The organism is Acinetobacter pittii, from assembly GCF_022449185.1.
Classification (GTDB): Bacteria; Pseudomonadota; Gammaproteobacteria; order Pseudomonadales; family Moraxellaceae; genus Acinetobacter; species Acinetobacter pittii_I.
Genome location: NZ_JAKUKO010000003.1, coordinates 189979 through 211706, shown reverse-complemented (window position 1 = coordinate 211706; position 21728 = coordinate 189979). Strand labels below are relative to the sequence as shown.

General features: G+C 38.0%; 21 protein-coding genes and 1 other RNA gene. 10 read left to right on the top strand and 12 right to left on the bottom strand.

Going from position 1 to position 21728, the window contains the following annotated elements; translation table 11 throughout:
- Positions 1-27 precede the first annotated feature (27 nt).
- Positions 28-657, bottom strand: a complete 630-nt coding sequence (locus tag MKX14_RS09705; protein WP_002117501.1) for a UPF0149 family protein — start codon at positions 655-657, stop codon at positions 28-30.
- 64 nt (positions 658-721) lie between these two features.
- On the opposite strand from MKX14_RS09705, the gene MKX14_RS09700 reads away from it, so the two are divergent.
- From MKX14_RS09700 to ssrS, 3 genes are all read left to right on the top strand, one after another.
- Positions 722-1282: a hypothetical protein gene (locus tag MKX14_RS09700; protein ID WP_002117619.1), complete on the top strand. Its 561-nt coding sequence runs from the start codon at positions 722-724 to the stop codon at positions 1280-1282.
- The gene (locus MKX14_RS09695; protein WP_005070547.1) at positions 1279-1563 is read left to right on the top strand and encodes a cell division protein ZapA; all 285 of its coding nucleotides are present in this window, start codon (positions 1279-1281) and stop codon (positions 1561-1563) included. The genes MKX14_RS09700 and MKX14_RS09695 overlap by 4 nt, the downstream gene beginning before the upstream one ends.
- A 192-nt stretch (positions 1564-1755) precedes the next feature.
- Positions 1756-1940: non-coding RNA, 6S RNA (gene ssrS, locus MKX14_RS09690), on the top strand.
- A gap of 138 nt (positions 1941-2078) precedes the next feature.
- On the opposite strand, the gene MKX14_RS09685 is transcribed toward ssrS, so the two are convergent.
- From MKX14_RS09685 to MKX14_RS09675, 3 genes are all read right to left on the bottom strand, one after another.
- Positions 2079-2399, bottom strand: a complete 321-nt coding sequence (locus MKX14_RS09685; RefSeq protein WP_240282338.1) for a hypothetical protein — start codon at positions 2397-2399, stop codon at positions 2079-2081.
- A gap of 93 nt (positions 2400-2492) precedes the next feature.
- Positions 2493-2606, bottom strand: a complete 114-nt coding sequence (locus MKX14_RS09680) for a hypothetical protein (protein WP_002117788.1) — start codon at positions 2604-2606, stop codon at positions 2493-2495.
- Between the two features lie 120 nt (positions 2607-2726).
- Positions 2727-3068, bottom strand: coding sequence for a hypothetical protein (locus MKX14_RS09675; RefSeq protein WP_240282337.1), 342 nt, complete (start codon positions 3066-3068; stop codon positions 2727-2729).
- A 240-nt stretch (positions 3069-3308) separates the two neighbouring features.
- On the opposite strand from MKX14_RS09675, the gene MKX14_RS09670 reads away from it, so the two are divergent.
- The 5 genes from MKX14_RS09670 (at position 3309) to hslJ (ending at position 9721) form a co-directional block, all read left to right on the top strand.
- Positions 3309-3893 carry a 5-formyltetrahydrofolate cyclo-ligase gene (locus tag MKX14_RS09670; RefSeq protein ID WP_017398661.1) on the top strand — a complete coding sequence of 195 codons (585 nt, stop codon included), beginning with the start codon at positions 3309-3311 and terminating at the stop codon, positions 3891-3893.
- 444 nt (positions 3894-4337) lie between these two features.
- Positions 4338-6767, top strand: coding sequence for an endopeptidase La (lon, locus tag MKX14_RS09665; RefSeq protein WP_002117591.1), 2430 nt, complete (start codon positions 4338-4340; stop codon positions 6765-6767).
- 307 nt (positions 6768-7074) lie between these two features.
- On the top strand, positions 7075-7554 hold the full coding sequence (rlmH, locus tag MKX14_RS09660; RefSeq protein ID WP_002117775.1) for a 23S rRNA (pseudouridine(1915)-N(3))-methyltransferase RlmH: 480 nt from the start codon (positions 7075-7077) through the stop codon (positions 7552-7554).
- A 112-nt stretch (positions 7555-7666) separates the two neighbouring features.
- Positions 7667-8443, top strand: a complete 777-nt coding sequence (locus tag MKX14_RS09655) for a DODA-type extradiol aromatic ring-opening family dioxygenase (protein WP_005075524.1) — start codon at positions 7667-7669, stop codon at positions 8441-8443.
- 168 nt (positions 8444-8611) lie between these two features.
- Positions 8612-9721: an META and DUF4377 domain-containing protein gene (hslJ, locus tag MKX14_RS09650; protein WP_046812834.1), complete on the top strand. Its 1110-nt coding sequence runs from the start codon at positions 8612-8614 to the stop codon at positions 9719-9721.
- 51 nt (positions 9722-9772) lie between these two features.
- Here the strand turns inward: hslJ and gdhA are convergent, their stop codons facing one another.
- Positions 9773-11176 carry an NADP-specific glutamate dehydrogenase gene (gene gdhA / locus MKX14_RS09645; protein WP_017398662.1) on the bottom strand — a complete coding sequence of 468 codons (1404 nt, stop codon included), beginning with the start codon at positions 11174-11176 and terminating at the stop codon, positions 9773-9775.
- Between the two features lie 272 nt (positions 11177-11448).
- Between gdhA and rnfB the strand changes: the two genes are divergently transcribed.
- Positions 11449-12240, top strand: a complete 792-nt coding sequence (gene rnfB, locus MKX14_RS09640; protein ID WP_032037251.1) for an RnfABCDGE type electron transport complex subunit B — start codon at positions 11449-11451, stop codon at positions 12238-12240.
- Entirely contained in the window at positions 12241-12927 is a 687-nt protein-coding gene (nth, locus tag MKX14_RS09635; protein ID WP_060465437.1) for an endonuclease III, read from the top strand.
- Here the strand turns inward: nth and MKX14_RS09630 are convergent.
- The 7 genes from MKX14_RS09630 to adk form a co-directional block, all read right to left on the bottom strand.
- Positions 12924-13106, bottom strand: coding sequence for a hypothetical protein (locus MKX14_RS09630; protein WP_068564205.1), 183 nt, complete (start codon positions 13104-13106; stop codon positions 12924-12926). The two genes, nth and MKX14_RS09630, sit on opposite strands and share 4 nt — an antisense overlap.
- Positions 13107-13170: 64 nt before the next feature.
- Positions 13171-14355 (bottom strand): VWA domain-containing protein, encoded by a 1185-nt coding sequence (locus MKX14_RS09625; RefSeq protein ID WP_240282336.1) that lies wholly within the window; start codon positions 14353-14355, stop codon positions 13171-13173.
- Between the two features lie 3 nt (positions 14356-14358).
- A complete protein-coding gene (locus tag MKX14_RS09620; RefSeq protein ID WP_240282335.1) occupies positions 14359-16716 on the bottom strand; it encodes a DUF5682 family protein in 2358 nt (785 codons plus the stop codon).
- Between the two features lie 76 nt (positions 16717-16792).
- Positions 16793-17875 (bottom strand): ATP-binding protein, encoded by a 1083-nt coding sequence (locus tag MKX14_RS09615; protein WP_046812839.1) that lies wholly within the window; start codon positions 17873-17875, stop codon positions 16793-16795.
- Between the two features lie 32 nt (positions 17876-17907).
- Entirely contained in the window at positions 17908-19545 is a 1638-nt protein-coding gene (locus MKX14_RS09610) for a hypothetical protein (RefSeq protein ID WP_240282334.1), read from the bottom strand.
- Positions 19536-20867, bottom strand: coding sequence for an SWIM zinc finger family protein (locus MKX14_RS09605; RefSeq protein WP_240282333.1), 1332 nt, complete (start codon positions 20865-20867; stop codon positions 19536-19538). The genes MKX14_RS09610 and MKX14_RS09605 overlap by 10 nt, the downstream gene beginning before the upstream one ends.
- A 186-nt stretch (positions 20868-21053) precedes the next feature.
- Positions 21054-21707 (bottom strand): adenylate kinase, encoded by a 654-nt coding sequence (gene adk, locus MKX14_RS09600; protein WP_240282332.1) that lies wholly within the window; start codon positions 21705-21707, stop codon positions 21054-21056.
- Between the last annotated feature and the right edge of the window lie 21 nt (positions 21708-21728).

Sequence of the window (21728 nt, the reverse complement as noted above, 5' to 3'; positions counted from 1 at the left end):
AATACAACCAATAACACATCGCCTCAATTAGCTTGGACGATGTGGTGTGAACATTTCTACAATATTCTGATCTGTACCTAGAGCCGCAGTTTTACTTTTTGCATGAAAGTTTTTCAATAATGAACTTTCAGCTACAGTGATTTTTTTTCTGCCAATAGACAAGCTTACAGGAATTAAGCGTACAAATTCATACAATTCTTCGTAACTGCTTTCGCCTTCCTCATCATTGTCAGAATCTTCAAATTCAACTGCTGCAACATCTTGAAGGTGTTCAATCAATTCACGCTCATCACTACGAACATGACCCGATGCCAAACCAAAACCTAACACAACACCCGCACACCAATCAGATAATGCTTGCACACGCTCTTGAAGTAGATGTTCATCATCTGGAAGCATTGGTAGATAATCTAATTCATCTTCAGATAAAGCATGAACCACATCTTCTGCTTCGTCAGTCAAAAGCGCTAAAGCATCTTCACTTAACTCTGGCACATTAAGGGTTGTTAAAATTTGTGACCATTCTTCACGCGTAGGCGCTTCTGTCACACAAACAATACCTGTTAACAGACCATGTAACTCACTAGGGCTTGAAATTTCTTCAATTCCTTCAAAATGAGCGTTCCAATCTGTCCAGCCTGAAATATCGTCTTGCATTCGTTTATCCAATCTCTATACTTTGTATATATTACCTTTGATTGCAATTCTGTGCGACCTCGTTATGTTAGAACAATTACAGCGGCTACAAGCGCATATTAGCGTTTTAAAAACACGCTTACATCATTTAGAGAGTGAACATGCGGCACTCTCGGAAGCTAAAGAACTGGCTGAAACAGAGCATCACGCACAAGTTGTGCAAAAAAATAGTATTATCACTAAAAAACAAGAGGAAATTGAGTCGGTAACTGAGCAACTTTCTCAGTTAAAAGGTCAATTTCAACAATTGAATCAAGATGCTAACACACTTGCCGAACGTTATAGCCGATTAGAAAAAAGTACGACTGATTTAAAAAATCGTTTTCAAGAAATTCTTGCAGAACGAAATGAATTACGTGTTGCAAAAGAAAAGTTACAAGCCCACCAGCGTCAAACCCAACAAGAGCTGCATGATTTACAACAAGATCGTGACCGTTTGTTACAAAAAAATGAGCTTGCCAAATCAAAAGTTGAAGCCATTATTCAGCGTTTAGGCATTTTGGGCACTGCTCAAGATCAACACGCTCAAGAAATCCAGCAACTTGCCCATCCTAATGCTGAAACTGGTGAGGAGATCCAATCATGAGTGAACAAGTCATGGTAGAGCTTAGGCTGATTGAGCAGACTTTTAGACTCGCGACTACCTCAGATAAAAAAGATGAACTTGAACGCGCTGCACAACTTCTCAATGAGAAATTTAATGACATGCGCCGTAGTGCCCCACGTGTTGAGCACAACAAACTAGTCATTATGGTCGCTTTACAGTTAACTCAAGAAGTGCTAAGTCTTAATAAATCTTTGCAGGAATATACTCACTGTGAACGTCTACTGCAAACGATTTTAGAAGATGTGGAACAGGTTATTTAATAAGCTTTGATTACCACAAAATGCCTTGCTCTATAAATCATAGATGCAAGGCATTTTTATTTTTGACTATCCATTACGGTTGAATATCATTTTATCCACGTTCAATGTACAAAGCTTCATCAAACGCAAACTAAGTTTACAGTTCCATAGACTCAAGTGATTGCCAACATAGTCAGATCGGTTATACTTAAGCTATCTCTGGGATGTTCGCCAGCGGGTCTATTCCCCTGCCGATACTTAAACTTATGGATTGCGTTCTGTATATTTAGAGTGTAGGCCTACCTTCGAGTAGGAAACCCAGCAAGTATACGTCGCGTCCACCTTGAACTCATCGGGTTCAGGGTAACGACACATGCAGCGGCATCTTCGGAGCATTTATTTAATTAAATAATAAAATTCCAAAAGTTTATTTCAATTAGCTTTTCAATACAGACCTGTCAGTACAATACTTCTCTCAAGCCTTCAATAAGCATCACATTATTATTTTAGAGATGAATGAGTCTCTGCATTCAAAATTACTTTTCTTTTCTACTCAGGCATTCTTGATACCAAGCTGTTTGAAAATCTTCTATCGCTTTTCGTTTAAAGAAGCTGGTCTTAAATACTTTGGTTGAGTAAGCAGAATTAATTAAATCTTGATAAAGTTGTTTTGCCTTTGGATCTTCAAGGCTGTTCGCTATATGCTGCAAGTCTTCAGATGGGACTTTTTGTTGACGCGCTTCCATGACAGTATAAGAAACTTTCTTCACCACATTACAAATTTCGGGGTCATTTACACTTTCATCGGCATAACAGCCAAAAGCTAAAAAACTAAGAAAAAATAATTTAAATTTCATATACCGACCTTATTTTTATAGCTTTAAATTAATTACAGACTTTTATTTTTAACAAAGAAATAGGAAATTGATCCCTATTTCCTTTAAAGGTTTTTATGCTGGATTAATCACATAAAAATAAATAATTAGACCGACTAAAACGGTTGAAGCGATCGTTAAATATGTACCGACTGTATTAAAACTTTGTAAGAATTTCAAGATTTCCATATCGAGAACCCCCTAAATTAGCAGTTATAAACAAAACAAAATTAAACTTACCACAACTCAATACCGCCAAACAATTCACATTTGTTGCATTTTTTGAGAATTAAAACATCAATGAATTTATTAATTACACCTAATAGCAAAGGCATCTTTGTAGTAATCAGTCGCACTTTTCAAATCCGATAATAATTTCTCTTCGGTATAAGGTTTAGGCGAAATTTTTATTAAGGCAGGCATATATTGGGTCTTATAAACTTCTGGATAGTCATGACATAAGATTTTGACTTTAACTTCTTGAGGTGTATTCGGGTTATCTAGTTGATCTAAAAACTCTCCTATTTTACGATCTGATTCTTCAAATTGAGCTTTATAATCTACTTCCGCTGCTTCAGGTTCGGCTTGTTTCGTACATCCACCAAGTAGCAGACCAACACTTATTGTAATGGTTAAAATTTTCAACTTCATAGGCTTAACAATTCTGCATTAATCTTTTAAATATACTTAACCTTATTAAATGTAAAGAAATACTGACAATACGTAAAGAAATAGAATTTTTAATAGTTAAACACAATAGATCAGATCAATTTATGACTAGTGGTCCAACGAATTTAAGTTATTTTCGAATTACCTTTCTATTTCCATAAAGCTGTCGAAAAATAGGTATAATTTTGCACGACTGATCTTTAATCTTAGTTAGATTTATACATGAATGAACTCAGCTTTATCAGAAAAAATTTAAGATCTAAAAGACGTTCTTTAAGTTCATTTGAGCAAAAACAAGCTCAGCTTAATGTTCTTCATCATTTAAATACCCTACCTATTTTTCATTCTTCCAAAAAAATTGGTTTATATTTGCATGCCTTTGGAGAAGTTCACACAGAGCTTCTCATAGAATTATGTTTTAAAAAGAATAAACAAGTTTATTTGCCGATGATTTGTTCTATGAACCAGCGTTTAGTCTGGGTAAAAATATCTAAAAACCAATATATAAACCGACGTTTTTCACATCACCCATTGGGAATGAAAGAACCGATGGCCACTAGAGCAAAACATGTTTCATCACTTGATTTATTGATCATGCCACTTCTGGCATGTGATCGGTATGGTACGCGTATTGGCATGGGAGGTGGTTATTATGATCGTACCTTGGCAAGTGCAAAACACAAACCTTATCGTTTAGGGTTAGCTCATCAATTTCAATTTATTGAACATACTTTAAAGCGTCAGAGTTGGGATCAGCCATTAGATGCTTTGCTCACACCTCAACGTGTTTATTATTTTAAAAGATAATATTTATAGAAAATTAAAATTAGTCTTAAGTTTTTAATGCCCCTAAAATCATAAAAGTAACCACCTTAAGGATGATTACTTCTACGTGACAGACCGATTTACCAACTTATAGTAACACGGCTATTTAATGTTCAATATTAAATAAGTTTTGCATTATTGTTAATTATACAATGCCGACAAATGACACAAGAAAATGGTTATTTTCCATCCAAACGTCTTTTTTACTATATGAATATTTCATAATTATTAAGCTAAATTACCTATCCTTTCTACAAAATTTTATTCTTCTTAAGAATTAATCCGTTGATTCATAATATTTTAATAAAAAAGTTGACTAAATTAGTCATTTTTTCCACATTTTCTATAGAGAGGCCCTTGTAATTTTTGAAATACACATCACTATAAAAAACATGGCAACATCGTTGTCACTCATTAGGAGTGCCCATGTCTGAACTTATTATGAATGAAAAAACTGACTTAGAGCCTCAGGTTCCAAGTGTATTACCACTTTTAGCGTTACGTGATGTTGTGGTTTACCCACACATGCAAATTGCGTTATTCGTGGGTCGTGAAAAATCGATCAATGCAGTTGATGTGGCTCGTAACAGTGACAATTTAGTATTTGTAGTTGCGCAAAAAGATTCGCTTACAGAAGAAATTGATCACGATAACCTTTATCAGTACGGAACTGTCGCTAAGATTGTTCAAGTCGTAAATCATGAGAATGATGAAAACTGCATTAAAGTACTTATTGAAGGTTTACATCGCTCTAAACTTGAAAAGATTATCGATGAAGATAGCCATTTGACTGCTGAACACAGCTTAAGTCCAATGACAATTAACGTAGATAAAGCTACTCAAGAAACTCGTTTGCAAGAGTTACGTACTTTATTTGCTCAATATGCTGAAGCAAAATTGCGTAATGCACGCGAACTCGTTGCTGCGGCTAATAAAATTGAAGACTTGCTACAACTCATGTTCTTTGTAGCAACACGTGTGCCTCTAAATATTGAAATTAAACAGAAGTTTTTAGAGCACGATGAGTTTGAAGCACATTTGCAAGAGCTTATGAGCTACTTGGTAAATCAATCTGCTGAACAGCAAATTGAACAAACTTTACATGACAGCGTAAAACGCCAAATGGAAAAAAATCAACGTGAATACTTTCTAAATGAAAAAATGAAAGTCATTCAACGTGAACTTTCTGACATGAATGGCGGTGCTGAAGATGACGTTGCTGAAATAGAGAAACGTCTTGCTGAAGCTGATTTACCTGAACACGTACGTAAAAAAGCTGAAGCTGAGTTCCGTAAGCTTAAAGCAATGCAACCAGCGTCTAGTGAAGCAGCTGTTGTACGTAACTATCTAGAAGTAATTTTAGATACGCCGTGGAATAAAGCGAGCAAAGTGAGTATCAACCTTGCGAAAGCACAGGAAATTCTCGATACAGATCACTACGGCTTAGATGACGTAAAAGACCGTATTGTTGAATACCTAGCTGTTCAGTCGCGTGTTAAAAAGCTCAAAGGTCCGATTCTATGTTTAGTAGGCCCTCCTGGTGTAGGTAAAACTTCACTTGGTGAGTCTGTCGCGAAAGCAACAGGTCGTGAATTTGTTCGTATGGCACTTGGTGGTGTACGTGACGAAGCTGAAATTCGTGGTCACCGTCGTACTTATATTGGTGCGATGCCAGGTAAAATTGTGCAATCTTTAACAAAAGTTGGCGTGAAGAATCCATTGTTCTTACTCGACGAAATTGACAAGATGGCGCAAGACTACCGTGGCGATCCTGCTTCTGCTTTGCTTGAAGTATTAGATCCATCACAAAACAGTAAGTTCAACGATCACTATTTAGATCTTGATCTTGACCTATCTGAAGTGATGTTCATCTGTACTGCAAACAGTATGAATATTCCAGAAGCCTTGCTTGACCGTATGGAAGTTATTCGTCTACCGGGTTATACCGAAGATGAGAAAGTTAACATTGCTGAACGTTACCTTGTTCCAAAAGCAATTAAGAACAATGGTCTACGTCCAAAAGAGTTAACAATTCATGAAGAAGCGATCCGTGACATTGTTCAACGCTATACACGTGAAGCTGGTGTACGTAGTTTAGAACGTGAAGTGTCTAAAATTGCGCGTAAAGTGGTAAAAGAAGCAGTAAGTAAAAAGTCTAAAAACTTACAACTTGATGTGACTTCTGCCAATCTTCCAGAATACTTAGGTCCACATAAGTTTGACTTTGGTATTGCAGAAGATGAAGCACAAGTAGGACGCGTAAATGGTCTAGCTTGGACATCTGTAGGTGGTGAGTTACTAACTATTGAAGTTGCAGCAGTTAAAGGTAAAGGTAAATTCATTACGACTGGTTCACTCGGTGACGTAATGAAAGAGTCTATTACCACAGCAATGACTTTAGTACGTACACGTGCTGATGAGTTAGGTATTGAAGCTTCTCGTTTTGAAGAAACTGATGTACACGTTCACTTACCTGAAGGTGCAACACCAAAAGATGGTCCATCTGCTGGTTTAGCATTAACAACTGCGCTTGTATCAGCATTTACAGGTATTGCAATTCGTCCTGATATTGCAATGACTGGTGAAACAAGCTTAGGTGGTCGTGCAATGCGTATTGGTGGCTTAAAAGAAAAACTTCTTGCAGCACACCGCGGTGGAATTAAACTTGTATTTATTCCTCAAGACAACGTTCGAGACTTAGCAGAAATTCCTGCGAATGTTAAAGAAGGTTTGGAAATCAAAGCTGTGAAAAGTATTGATGATATCTTACCTTTAGCATTAGTTTCGATGCCAAAGCCTTTACCTAAAACACCAATTGTAAAACCGGTGGAAGGTTCAAAAGCAGCACGTCACTAATTAAAAATATAAAAAAGAGAGCTTCGGCTCTCTTTTTTTTGTTACACAATTTGATTGAAAAATATCCAACCATCCTCATAATAGGTAATAAGAGTATTTAATTACTTTAAATATTCTTCGTTATCTCTTCTTTTATAGATAACCTTGTTTTTATTCTCTATGATCATCTGAACTCCAGACAGATGATCATTTGATCGCAGTCCAACACTGTTTTTTGGACTGCGTTTTTTATGCCAGCTTTTTAGATCGTCAGATACTTTCATTCATCAGGTATAATGCGCCAGCTGTATTTGAATGAATAGATAACATGAAAATTCGTATTCTGACCATTGGTCAAAAAATGCCTGCTTGGGTTCTTACTGGTTTTGAAGATTATTTCAAACGCATCCAACCTTTTGTTCAAACCCAAGTTATTGAACTACCTATGGCCAAACGTAGTAAGAATGATTCAGAAGCGGATATTTTAAAATATTGCCAAATTGAAGGCGAAAGCATTTTAAATGCTTTAAAACCGAATGAAACGTTAATTGCTCTAGAAGTTGGTGGTCGGGAACTGAGTACAGAGAAATTAGCTGACACAATGAAACAATGGATGCTTGAGGGTAATGATGTAGCACTTGCGATTGGCGGTCCAGATGGTTTGTCAGATCAAGTACGTAAAGCAGCTGCTTGGCATTGGTCACTCTCAAAACTTACCATGCCCCATCCTTTAGTACGTGTTTTATTAATCGAGCAGCTATATCGGGCGATGAGTATTAATCACAATCATCCCTATCACCGTGCATAAAAGGAACAAACGTTTCATTTTAAGAACAATCCGTTGAAATCTGGATACTTTTATCATGTCCTGATTTTGGCATAATACCTATTATTCTGCTTTTCAACTCAGGTGTAATGAAATGGAACTACAAACGCTTCCCGGACTGTTTATTTCCCATGGCTCGCCCATGCTTGCACTTGACCCGGAACAAGTTGGACCTGCTCTACACCGTTTAGGCACCAATCTTCCTATACCTAAGGCAATCATTGTGATGTCTGCGCACTGGGAAAGTAAAGCACTTGAAGTGAGCATTTCGACTCGTCCTGAAACATGGCATGACTTCCGCGGCTTTCCTAAAGAGTTATATGAAATTCGCTACAGTGCGCCTGGTGAACCAGCATTAGCAGAAGAAATCTTAAAACTATTGGCAGATGCTCACTTTGTTGCACATGCCAATAGTACACGTCCTCGCGATCATGGTGTATGGATGCCTTTATTACATATGTACCCAGATGCAGACATTCCTGTGGTCGAAATTTCTTTGCCATCAAATTTAAGTGCACAAGAAATTTATCGTATAGGACAAACACTCGCCCCTTTACGTGACAAACAAATTTTACTCATTGGTTCGGGAAGTATTACTCATAATCTTGCAGAGTTATCTTGGCAAGGAGACAACTCTAAAGTTCCTGAATGGGCTTCAACGTTTAGAAATACTGTCGTGAATAAGCTTTCCCATCAAGATTATGATGGAGTTTTAGACTGGCAATCACTGCCGTTTGTGAAACGTAACCACCCTACGCTTGAACATTTTGCACCTTTGTTTTTTGCTATGGGTACAGGCAATCGCTTTACGATTGTTCATAGTAGCTTCACAATGGGCTCATTAGGAATGGACATCTATCGTTTTGATTAATTATTAAGAAATACCTCGTTTTGCGGGGTATACCATTACTTTTGTTGAAAATTAGAATAATTTACAAACTTATACATTTTAAAAACCGAAACAATCAAATGTTTACATTTTCTTTTTTTAAGAATGTTTTAAGCTTATTACTGTTGTTTTTTTACTTGAAGTTTTTAAATGAAAATTAAATATTTAATTCTTGCGTTATTACCTTTTTCTTTGATGGCGTGTCAAACAGTTACTAATACTCCTGCTCCAATTGTTTCTGAGCAACAACAAAACCTTGCAACCACTTTAGGTGAATATGCATGGACTTATCAAAATGTAAAAGCTTCTAAACCACTTATTCTTAACTTTAATGCAGATGGTAAATTAGCAATCAATACTGGTTGTAATGGCCAAGGCGGTACTTGGAAAGTTGAAGGTAACCAACTTGTAACATCTCCTCTTGCATCAACAAAGATGGCTTGCCAAGATGATTTAATGAAACAAGAACAATTGTCGAATAGCATCTTTAATGAAGCAAAATTACCAATCGAAATTAGCAACACTAATGGTCAGGTGATTTTAACGGTGACAGATAAAACTGGTCAAAAACACATTTTCCAAGGTCAAAAAGCAGTGAATACTCAAGCTTTAACAGATTACTCTTGGTCATATCAGCCTGAAAATACTAAAAAGCCAATCGTTCTTAACTTTACAAATGATCGTTTATCTATCGCAACAGGTTGTAACCGCCAAGGAACAACTTGGAAAGTTGAAAATAATACGATTGTAACAGCTGACGTAATGTCGACGATGATGGCATGTGAACCTGCTTTAATGAAACAGGAACAGTTCTCTAGCAGCCTATTCCAAAAACGTGCGATTCCATTTGAACTCAATACTACAAATGTTGATCAACCAACATTGACAGTATCTGATGCTCAAGGCCAGAAATATACTTTCACAGGCAAAATGACACCTGAAGCAAAGTATCAATCTGAAGGAAAAACAGTTTTCCTAGAAGTTGCTCCAGAAACTAAATCTTGTACTGGTGTTGCGCCACAAACTTGTATGCAAGTTCGTGAAATTAAATATGATGACAAAGGTGTTAAAACTTACGCAGACAAAAACTGGTCATTATATTACGGTCAAATCGAAGGTTTTGAACACAAACCAGACCAACGCGTAATTTTACGTGTAAAACGTTTTGAAGTGAAAAACCCAGCTGCAGACCAATCTAGTCAAGCAGATGTATTAGATATGGTTGTAGAACAAGAGTTAGTTAAAAAACCTAAAAAATAAGTTTTTAGACTAAAAAATCCGATGCTTATGCATCGGATTTTTATTTATATCTTAGAAAATACCTTGAGCAAGCATTGCATCAGCAACTTTTACAAAACCTGCAATATTGGCACCGTCTACATAGTTCACACTACCGTCTTCTTTAGTACCGTATCTAACACAATTGGCATGAATGTCTTTCATGATTGCATGTAAGCGTTCATCGACCTCAGCATGGGTCCAGCCTAAACGAATTGCATTTTGAGACATTTCTAAACCAGAAGTTGCCACACCACCCGCATTAGATGCTTTACCTGGCGCATACAAAATTTTAGCTTCAATAAAATGTTCAACTGCTTCAAGTGTAGATGGCATATTAGCGCCTTCAGCTACACAAATGACACCGTTAGAAATAAGTGTTTTAGCGTCTTCACCTGTTAATTCATTTTGTGTAGCACACGGCAAAGCAATATCAACAGGAATATGCCAAGGCGTTTTTCCTTCAAAATATTCAAAACCATGTTTAGAAGCAAACTCGGAAATACGACCACGTTTAACGTTTTTCAGTTCCATTACTTCAGCAAGTAACTCATCTGTAAAACCATTTTTTAAATAAACTGTGCCGTTTGAGTCCGACAAGGTAACAACTTTTGCCCCTAAGAACATCGCCTTTTCTGCCGCATATTGTGCAACGTTACCAGAACCTGAAACGGAAACAGTTTTACCAGCAAAAGATTGTCCACGGGCTTTTAGCATTTCTTCTGCAAAATAAACCGTACCATAACCAGTTGCTTCAGGGCGCATTAAGCTACCACCAAATGAAATTCCCTTACCAGTAAAAACACAAGCGGTGTCGTTACTCAGCTTTTTCATCATGCCTGCCATATAACCGACTTCACGTGCCCCTACGCCAATATCACCCGCAGGAATATCCGTATTTGGTCCTAAATGGCGATAAAGCTCAATCATTAATGCCTGACAGAATCGCATAATTTCAGCATCAGATTTACCTTTAGGATCAAAATCTGAACCACCTTTTCCCCCACCCATTGGTAAGGTAGTAAGTGAGTTTTTAAAAGTCTGCTCAAAACCTAAAAATTTTAAAATTGATAGATTGACCGATGGATGGAAACGCATTCCACCTTTAAATGGACCAATTGCTGAATTGTATTGAACACGGAAAGCACGGTTAACTTGAGTCTGACCTTGATCATCCATCCATGAAACACGGAATTGAATCACACGCTCAGGTTCAACCAAACGTTCTAGCAATCCCTGCTCTGCATATTCCGGATTTTTTTCAATAAATGGCCACAAACTCGTCATAACTTCTTCGACAGCTTGTAAGAACTCAGGTTGATGCGGATCACGCGCTTGCACGTAATTCAGGAATTCATTCAGGTTGTTGTATTTCAATGCACGGTCCTCAGCATAGTAATGAATTAAATTGGTGCAATACATTTTTAAATGCATCATTTAGCAGCAAAATATTAAATCCCTTTCCATCAATTTTAACAATACTTATTTTAAATTATTTTATTTACCTTAATTATCAAAAACTTATTTTTAGAAAAACTACTAAAAAATAAGAAATAGTCATTTATCTTTTCATTTTTATTGATCTATTATTGTGCAATATTAGCTACATTTTAGGTCAATCAAAAAGCCAATAAATTCGTTAAAATCCATTGACCTTACTTAGGTTTTTCTTCATTATCGCATCGTTTTAACCAAGCTATTTGCCCACTATGAATTCATCTATTTCTCTCATACGCGAGATTGATGCGTTATTACCACAGACTCAGTGTGGTTTATGTGGACATCGTGATGGATGTCTACCCTACGCAAAGTCGATTGCTGAAGGTGAAGAAGCAAATAAATGTGTTCCAGGTGGTCAGCCTGTAGCCGATGCACTCGCAAATTTATTAAATCGTCCTGTGTTAACCGCTGAAACTAGCGTATGGCCTGTACAGGCCGATGGTCGTCCCCAGCGAATGAAAGCGATTATTCGGGAAGATGAATGTATTGGTTGCACCAAATGTATTAGTGCTTGCCCTGTAGATGCTATTATTGGAAGTGGTAAGCTCATGCATACCATCTTGACTGACTTATGTACAGGTTGTGAGTTATGTATTCCACCTTGTCCGGTAGATTGCATTGATTTGGTCGAAGACACGCAAGCATTACCAAATGAGCAACAGCGTATCGCTGAACAAAATGATTTAAGACAACGTTATTACGCTCACATTCAGCGCGAAGAAAAACGTCGTACTCACCGTAAAGGGCCTGTAGTACGCGCTGAAATTGATACCCAACTGTTTGCCCAGTTCTCTCAGGCGCTTGATGAAGTACCTTCAATTGAGCTCATCGAGAAACCCAAAGAGGTTGTGTCAACTGATGCAAAAACGACTATTGAATTAGCTAAAATTCGTACGCAAATTAAGAAACTGGAAAAACAACTCAGTGTACGTGAAGATGCTAAAAAACGTCTTCAACTTGAAGAACTTCAACAGCAACTCATGCAATTACAGGAGGTCTGAATGGCCGTCAAGAATATGACGAAAAAGCAGATTCAAATTTTCTTTGAACGCCTTCGCGAACAACGACCTTCACCTCAAACCGAGTTAAAATATTCATCTCCATTTGAGCTACTTATTGCAGTTATGTTGTCAGCTCAAGCGACCGACGTAAGTGTTAATAAAGCAACAGATAAGCTCTACCCTGTGGCGAATACAGCTGAAAAAATCTATAACTTGGGCGTAGATGGGTTAAAGGAATATATCAAGACAATTGGTCTCTATAACGCAAAAGCCGAAAATGTCATTAAAACCTGTAAGATTTTAATGGAACAATTTAACGGCGAAGTTCCAAGTAACAGAAAAGATTTAGAAGCTTTACCGGGTGTCGGACGTAAAACAGCTAACGTGGTTTTAAATACGGCTTTCGGACAACCCACCATGGCTGTCGATACCCATATTTTCCGAGTGGGTAATCGAACTGGCTTAGCCGTAGGTAAAAATGTACTTGAGGTTGAGCACCGCTTAATTAAGGTCATTCCTAAAGAATTTATTTTAGATTCACATCACTGGCTCATATTACACGGTCGTTATTGTTGTATCGCCCGTAAACCGAAATGTGCAGAATGTGTTGTTGCAGATGTCTGTAACTGGCCTGATCGCTTTGAATTTGGCGCAATAAAAACGATTCCAACAAAAAACCTCAGTTAATCCTGAGGTTTTTTAAACTGCTGCAATTTGGGATGTAATTGTCGTGCTTTACCATTCAGTTTATTTTCCAAAGCCTGTTGTTTCTGCACATGACGCAGCATTTTTTGACTTTGATACAATAAAAACAACAGTAGAGCTAAACTTAAAATTACCACTACAATCAAAATAATTTTCAGCAAAGAAGTATCCTCAATCCACTCAAACATTGAGTGTTATATGCCCTAATATAATCTTTAACTACTATTATGTCAGATTTTGTTGGCTTGCATACCATGCATGAATATCCTGTTTTTCAATTGCAGTTGCCATTAGTTCGGGAAATTGATCAGGTGTACAAGCAAACGTTGGAATCCCCATATCAGCAAAGATCTGCGCATGTTGAGTGTCGTACCAAGGTGCACCATCATCAGACAATGCCAGTAGCGTAATGACTTGCACCCCACTATCTAGCACTTCAGCCACCTGCTTGAGCATTTGCTTAGCATCACCACCTTCACACAAATCGCTAATCAGGATAAAAATAGTATCTTCTGGTCGAGTGATTTTACTACGGCAGTATTTTATCGCTTTAGCAATATCGGTTCCCCCACCCAACTGTGTACCAAATAACACATCCACTGGGTCTTCTAGTAAAGGTGTTAAATCAGCTAACTCGGTATCAAACACAATCATTTGCGTACTGACCGCACGAATACTTGCCATCACCGCCGCAAAAACACTGGAATAAATCACTGAGGGAGCCATAGAGCCACTTTGATCGACACAGAGTACAATATCTTTTAAGGCCGTTTGTTGGCGTGGATGCCCATGTAATTCATGCGGAATAATCGTTTTAAAGTCTTCTTGCCAATGCTTTAAATTAGCTTGAATGGTGCGTTTCCAATTAATATCTTGCATGCTTTTAGGACGTCGTGTATGAGCTGAACGGTTCATACTCCCTCTAATCGCTTGCTGCAAGGGCTGCTTTAGACGGTTTTCAAGCTGCTCTACTAACTGACGTACCACGATACGCGCAGTTTCTTTGGTTTTTTCAGGCATTAAATGATTGAGTGAAATCAAAGTTGAAACCAAATGAATATCAACCTCAACACTCGCCAACAATTCAGGCTCTAACAACATTTGCTGTAAATTCAAACGCTCTAAAGCATCTTTTTGGATGACTTTCACTACCGAGGATGGAAAATACTGACGAATATCACCTAACCATTGCGCAACTCGAGGACTCGAATGCCCAAGACTACCACGGCGATTAGGCTGTTGCGTCTGATAAAGTTCATTCAAACACTCTTGCATCTTACTATCTTGCATCGACCAATTCGGTAAATGCGAAGTCGAATTTGGGGCTTGTCCTAAAATTAAACGCCAACGTCGTTCTTGTTCCGCAAGGTCTGGTTGTTCTAAAGTGATCAGTTCTTCATTCATGTTCATCACTTAAACCTCGACAGCAACAGGCTGCAAATACGTATAAATTTCATCTAATACCGTTTTAGCACGTTCGATGTCTAAAACACCAACCTCTTGTTTGATTGTGGTCGTTTTTTGTGTCACTTTCTGAATTAATTGCTGTGCTTCAGCAGGACTAAAACTGGAGGCTGTTCTCGCCAAAATTGGCAATAACTCAATAAATTGCTGCTCTTGTAATTGATTGACCCATTGGCTCACGGTTTCCCAAAGGCTTTGCTCATGAATCAATAACAAAGCTTGATGAGTGAGAAAACCTTCAAACCAAGCGGCACTGTAGTCTGCCGTCTGCCCAATCGATAAAGCTCGTGAGAGAAATCCCTGTGTCTGTTTCACATCAATCAACTGCTGTTCTCGTGCTAAACGTACACAACAACCATGCAAATAAGCTTGCATATGTTCCAACTGCAATAACTGTTGCAAGGTCTCCTGCCAAAGCTGTAATAATTCATCTTGTTGTAATTGTTCTAAAAGTTCATATAAGGCTTGTAGTTGTTGAGCAAACTGCTGGGCCATTTCAGCATTGAGTTGTACACAATAACTTGGCAAACTTAACATCAAACGAATCGCTAAATGTTCTACCACTTGATGCAAATGTTGCATCGAAAACTGACGTACGCTGCCATAACGAATTGCGGTAATTAATGGCTTTAAAGTTGCCAAAATAATACTTGGGTCTTGATGCTGGGTGGTAAGTTCATTCAGTTTATCCAAAGCCAAATTTAAGCTTTGATCCAAACCAGACAATAAAATGCTTTCAATTAGTTGAGCAATTTGCCCCACATCTTCGCATTGTTTGATCTGATTTTCTACATAACTTTGCGTAGCAAGTTGCACGCTATTGCCCCACAATGACATTTCATTCAGATATAAACTACTTTCAGGCTGCCAAGACAACTGCCAAATTTCTTTAAAATTCCCTTGCTTCGCACCTGTACCTGCTAACTCTGCCCAAGCAATGCCAAGTAATTTAATACAATGTAAAAATTGACTTTTTGCCAAGTCGAATGCTTCACGTAAATCTAGCGTAATATCACGATGTGGTGCTTCGAGTTTTAAGCGAAAATGCTTCACTTGCTGTAAAAAGTCTTTTTGAATTGGCAACTCAATCAATTCAGCAGGTACTTGTCCCAATTGCTCATCTTCAAGCAATTTAGCTAAAATCGGTTGTGGAATATCCAAACCATGATTCAAGACCGAGCGAATTACCTCAAACAAATCTTCCAAATCAGGGATACGGCGTCCACGTAATTGCAATAAAGATTGGATCAGTTGTACCGCATCAATAATTTGGGCACTAGAGGCGTCATGGCCTGCTTGGCGTAAGGCTTGGGCAAATTGACTTAACCAATCAATAGTAATTTTTTCGCCATCAACATTTCCATCTAAAGCTTGTTGGTAATGCTTCCAAAGATGGGTATACCACCCAACCGCTTGTACACCTGCGCCATAACCATTATCTCGACTCAATCGTCCATGTGTCCATGCAATCCATGCAGCATCAACTTTGATTTTAGGCAAACCTTTCAGTAAAGCAGTATCCGCTTTAGTTTGAGCTTTTAAATCTGCCAACACAGGTGCATGCCATGCACCACAAATTACCACAATATTTTGATAGCCTTGCTTTTCTGCCTGCTTAATCACTTTGCGCATATAGGCTTCACGATACTGCTCCAGCAATTGATCTTCGCTACTGTAATTTTCAGGTTGCTGGCTTAGCAAATGATCACGTAAAGCTGCCATCGCATCGCTAATAGCAGTAAACATTTGTCCAGCATGTGGTTGCTGTTCGACTAGATGTTCCCAAAACCGTTCACTATCTTGATAGCCAGACTGTTCAGCCAATAATTGAATTGGATCTCTTCGAATCGAAAGATAATGTTGTTCCAGATTGTATTCTGACTCAATATCATCTTGCTGATTCAGCTCAACCTCTTGCTCATCTGTTAATGCCTGTTCATCCACCGAAGCTTTCTGTAGACGTTGTTCTGCCCATTGTTTTTCTAATGCAAAACGATGTTGCAAAGGTAGATCCATAAACTCTACTGTAACTTGCTGACGCAGCGCATATTGTAAAGCTTGCCACTCAGGTGAAAACTCAGCAAAAGGATAGAAGACCGCCTGTAATCGTACTTCTTTTTGTACAGGAGTATTCAACAACAATGCTACAGGCGGCTTAAAATCGGCATGTTGTAATTGGGCAATGATTGGATTGGCATCCGGTGGGCCTTCAATTAAAATACAATCGGGTTGAATCGAAGCCAAAGCATTACATACACTACGTGCTGAACCAGGCCCATGATGACGAATACCGAGAATATGCAGCATTTTTCTATCCTTTATTTCGATCACATCTTCTCCTGTTCGAGGAGAAGATTGGGATGAAGTCATTTATTATTGGGTTTTATTCTAAGTCACGACAAGCACGATACAGGTCTTGCCAACCCTCGCGTTGTTTAATCACAGTTTCAACATACTCTTTCCAAGGCACAAGATCCTGAACAGGATCTTTTAATACTGCACCCTGTAAACCTGCTGCTAATTCATGGTCAGTTAAATTACCTGAACCAAAATGCCCAGCCATTACCCAACCATGACTCATCACAGAAATAGCTTCAGCTGTTGATAAGGTACCCGTAGTGGTTTTTAGCTTTTGCTTACCATCTAAAGTTTGTCCATGACGCAACTCTCTAAAAATCGTCACCAGTTTTTGAATTTGAGTATCCAAAGGCTGAATCTCAGGAAGTTGCAAGCTTTTACCTAATGACTGAACACGCTTTTGTACGATCTCGATTTCTTCTGAGATTGTGGCAGGCGGCGGTAAAATTACCGTATTAAAACGACGCTTTAACGCAGAGGAGAGTTCATTCACCCCTTTATCACGGTTATTGGCTGTTGCAATCACACTAAAACCTTGTATCGCTTGATACTCAATACCGAGCTCAGGCACAGGGAGATTTTTTTCAGAAAGCAATGTGATTAAAGTATCTTGAACATCTGCAGGAATACGGGTTAACTCTTCTACTCGAGCAATCTTACCTTCTTGCATCGCGCGCAACATCGGGCTTTTGACTAATGCATCTTCACTTGGGCCTTTAGATAAAAGTTGTGCATAGTTCCAGCTATAACGTAAAGTATCTTCACTAGTGCCAGCCGTACCTTGAATCAGTAATGCACTATTTCCAGAAATAGCAGCTGCTAAATGCTCAGATACCCATGATTTTGCCGTACCCGGCACCCCTAATAGTAACAATGCTCGGTCAGTTGCCAAAGTTGCCACTGCAATTTCCATTAAACGGCGATTACCAATATATTTAGGTGAAATCACAGTTCCATCAGCTAAAGTGGTCCCCAATAAATAATCTACAACAGCTTTCGGTGAAAGTTGCCATTGTGGTGGTTTTGCTAAATGGTCATGTGCCTTTAATGCATCTAATTCATGAGAAAACTGTTGTTCTGCACGTGCACGTAAAACTTGTTGAGACATGTTGATTATCCTAATTTATGATTAATTGATCATTAAGCAATAAGTTTTTGTTTATACTGAATAAAATGAATCATTTGTTTCCATTCAGAAATAGAAAAAAGAGGTTGTAGACAACTGAAGTCTATTGGATAAGCTTCCAAAATCAGCCATTGTGCCTGCTCTTTTAGTAATACAAATTTATTTTGATCCTGCTGCAAGTCCAAATTCCCATATGCGTGTTGTATTAACACAGCTGCCATTTCTGAGATTTTCTGATCTTGATGTAAAACTTTTGCTCTTTGAAATACATACCAAAAATGTTCTAAATCTTGATTTCGATAATAGGACTCAAGTTGTTCTAATAATAATTTGCTTGCTGGCTCCTGATCTAGCAAACCAAAGATTGTCTCACGCTCGATCCTGCTTCCAGTTGATATTGTCACAGCTTCACACCATTTGGTCTGATGTTGATAAAACCATAAAGCTAGATCACGGCGCTGCTCTCGGTAACAGCACAAAATAAATGCGCTCCACAGTGAATCTTTTTGTCGCGAATGTAATGAAAATAAATGATCCAAAGTACCAAATAATTCTAACCAATAGGCAAGTGGTAATTGGATTAAAATTCTTTTGAGATAAAGTACGCCCTTTGAACTTTCACAAAACTCCTGATAAGCCTGTTCGACTTGAGAACTTTGGAAAACTGTCTTTAAACTTTTACGGCTTTCAACCAAATTTGCTTCTCGATCAAAGAAACCATAATCATTCAATGCATCATCTTGATCTAAGTTAATGTTGAATTTAACTTTTCTGGCTTGAACATCGTAGCTCAAACATGCACGCAGTAACGCCATAACCTCGTTATAGAGGGTATTATCTTGATAGTATAAATAGAAAGCTAATACACCATTATTGCGTACTGTCGCTGCATTCTGGGGTTCTAGTGTTTTCACATGCTGGTATAAAGCTTCAAATTGGGTTACTGGCATGTTATATGTCACTAGACTTTCAGCATGACTTTGCAAATGATTTTTCTGAATAGATTGTGACCAGAATTCCGCAATATGCTGGTTAATAAAGTCTGGTAATTGACTGCACAATTGGCTCATCAGTAAGGACCAATCACTATTTTTTGATTTCAACAATTGACGGATTAATGATGATGAATCTTGTTGTTTCAAATATTTCCATACCCTTTTCGCATCATCCACACGTGTTGTAACATCACCTTGAAATGCGAACTCAGGTAGAATAGTGGCCAATAACACTGGGTTCTGACACAGTGGTAGAAGCTTCAACACCAAATAACGAGGAATCACTTGCTGCTGCTGTTGAGCAAGTTCAAAAATTTGATTAACCCAATCCTGATATAAAAATGGCGACTCTTGCGCAACAATCCATTTCAAAATTTGCACAAGCTCATCATCTAGCTGCTTTTCATTTTGTATCTGATCAGTTTCACCAAAACTCTTTTGAACTTTTTCAGGCACAGCTCGTGTTTGACAACCTGCTAGTTGCATCAGTGCCCAATATTGATTTAAGACCAATAAATCTTGTGCTGAATCAATTTCTTTAGGAACATAATCCAGCAATTCTTTAGGAATTTTTATAACTTGCTTAAATTGCTGTCCTAAAGTCAGTTTGAGAAGTAACTGTTGATTAAACTCACTGTATGATGTGGTTAAAGACATTCAAAATGCCCTCCTTGCCAAATACTTATAAGTTTAAGTTTCAACCCATCCCACTCTACACCAGCGCTGAATGGCTCTGCCCCCACTAAAAACCACAACTCAACAAATTGTTTAATTTCAATTTCACACATTTTTTGATCCTGATCGACCAAATAAATTATTTTATCAAGCTTTACTAAACGTAATTGCTCTAGCCAGAAAAAGCGTACTAATTGCAAAGGATGTTGTTTTAAGCCATTCGCATATTGAATAAATGCTTGGTCAAAATTTTTAAATCCCCTAGGTGAAATGAGCACTTCGTTTAAATCATTAAATGTTATTAGATTATCTTCCAGACGTAAGCGTTGTTGGCTTATCACAGGATAGAGTTTGACATTTATAGGCAATTGTTTTTGATAAGGTAAGGTCACTCCAAAGCTTGAATGAGGGGGTATTTCAAAATCTAGTAGCAAATAATCACACAGGTTCTGACTATCCCATAACCATTGACGACGATAACGTCCCCGAGTATTGACCAACTCATGCGTCACTTGTCCTAAAGCGTAAAGATCAAGTTTATGAACTGGTATGTTATCCCATATATCAGCTGGCAAATTAACGCCAAATAACTGTTTTAACTCTTCATAAAGCTCAGGTTTAAGGCGATGACGATTCTGCCATAGATGAATAGCAGTTTGTAATTTAGCCAACCAGAATAAACTTTCTACTTGCCAGTTGGCTTGATACAAGGCACTAGAAAATTCATCTAAATAACTCACCAAACCTGCAACTTGAGCATCTACTAAACGGCTTTGGATATCTCTGAATTTCTCGTGTTGTTGTTGACGTAACCGACCTAGTCCTAGAGTAACAACATCATTTAGCCATGTTTGTAATGCATCAATCCCAGTATCCATTTTTTTCTCACGCGCCAATTGGCGTTTGAGTCGGGCTTCTTCATCAATAGGCTTATTGACTTTATTTTCTTTCTTTTCAAGTGATTTGTTTTTTTTATCACGCCATTTCTGTACTCGCTCAGGTATGTTTTGTTCATCCGATTGCACAATAAATTTATCTTGATACTCGGTATAGACAAATAATAATGCCAAAGCGTGTTTACAAGGCCGCTTAAAACTCGGGCAACTACATTCACACTTTAGTTCGGGTAAAAAAATTGCACTTTGATAAATTGAGCTACCTTGAATTTCCCCCCAAATCCATTGATCAACTGAACCTGAGATATTATTCCACGCTTCAAATTTCGCTAGTTTTTTAGCTGATTTCGCTGAACTTGCATCTGGAATAATCTGTTCCACCTGATCAGATTGAATCGTCAGCAACATAATTAACCCTTTAAAATAATTTTTTAATTTCAATGTCTTGGTTTATACAATCAACCACACTATAAATGTTTTAAATTTAATTTCACATACTATTATTACATAGTGCGACACATTATGTCGTTAATTATTATCCACATAAAAAAACTGCCCAGTGGAACCACTGGGCAGTTTTTTTATAGAAAAAAATTATTTGTCTAAGATGTTGAACAAATCTTTTTGTACATCTTCAATTGTACGCAAACCATCAAGCTTGTCATAAGTTGGAGCATTTTCACCAGAAGCAGCACGACCTTGATAGAAACCAACCAATTGCTCTGTTTCAGTGTGATAAGACGCTAAACGCTTACGAATTGTTTCTTCTTGGTCATCTGGACGTTGAACAAGGTCTTCACCAGTTTCATCATCTTTACCTTCCACTTTAGGTGGATTGTAAACAGTGTGGTAAACACGGCCAGAAGCTGGATGCTGACGACGACCAGAAAGACGTTTTACGATTTCTTCATCAGGAACATCAATTTCAATCACGTGATCAATACTAATCCCTTCTTTTTCCAAAGCTTCAGCTTGTGGAATAGTACGTGGGAAACCATCGAAAATGCAGCCATTTGCACAGTCAGGTTGAGCAATACGTTCTTTTACTAAACTGATAATAAGTTCATCTGAAACCAAACCACCAGATTCCATTACACTTTTAGCTTTTAGACCTAATTCAGTACCTTCACGAATCGCAGCACGGAGCATATCACCGGTTGAAATTTGTGGGACATTGTAGCGCTTACAGATCAACTGAGCCTGAGTCCCTTTGCCTGCTCCAGGTGGTCCGAGTAAAATAATGCGCATAAAAAACATCCTCATTTAAAA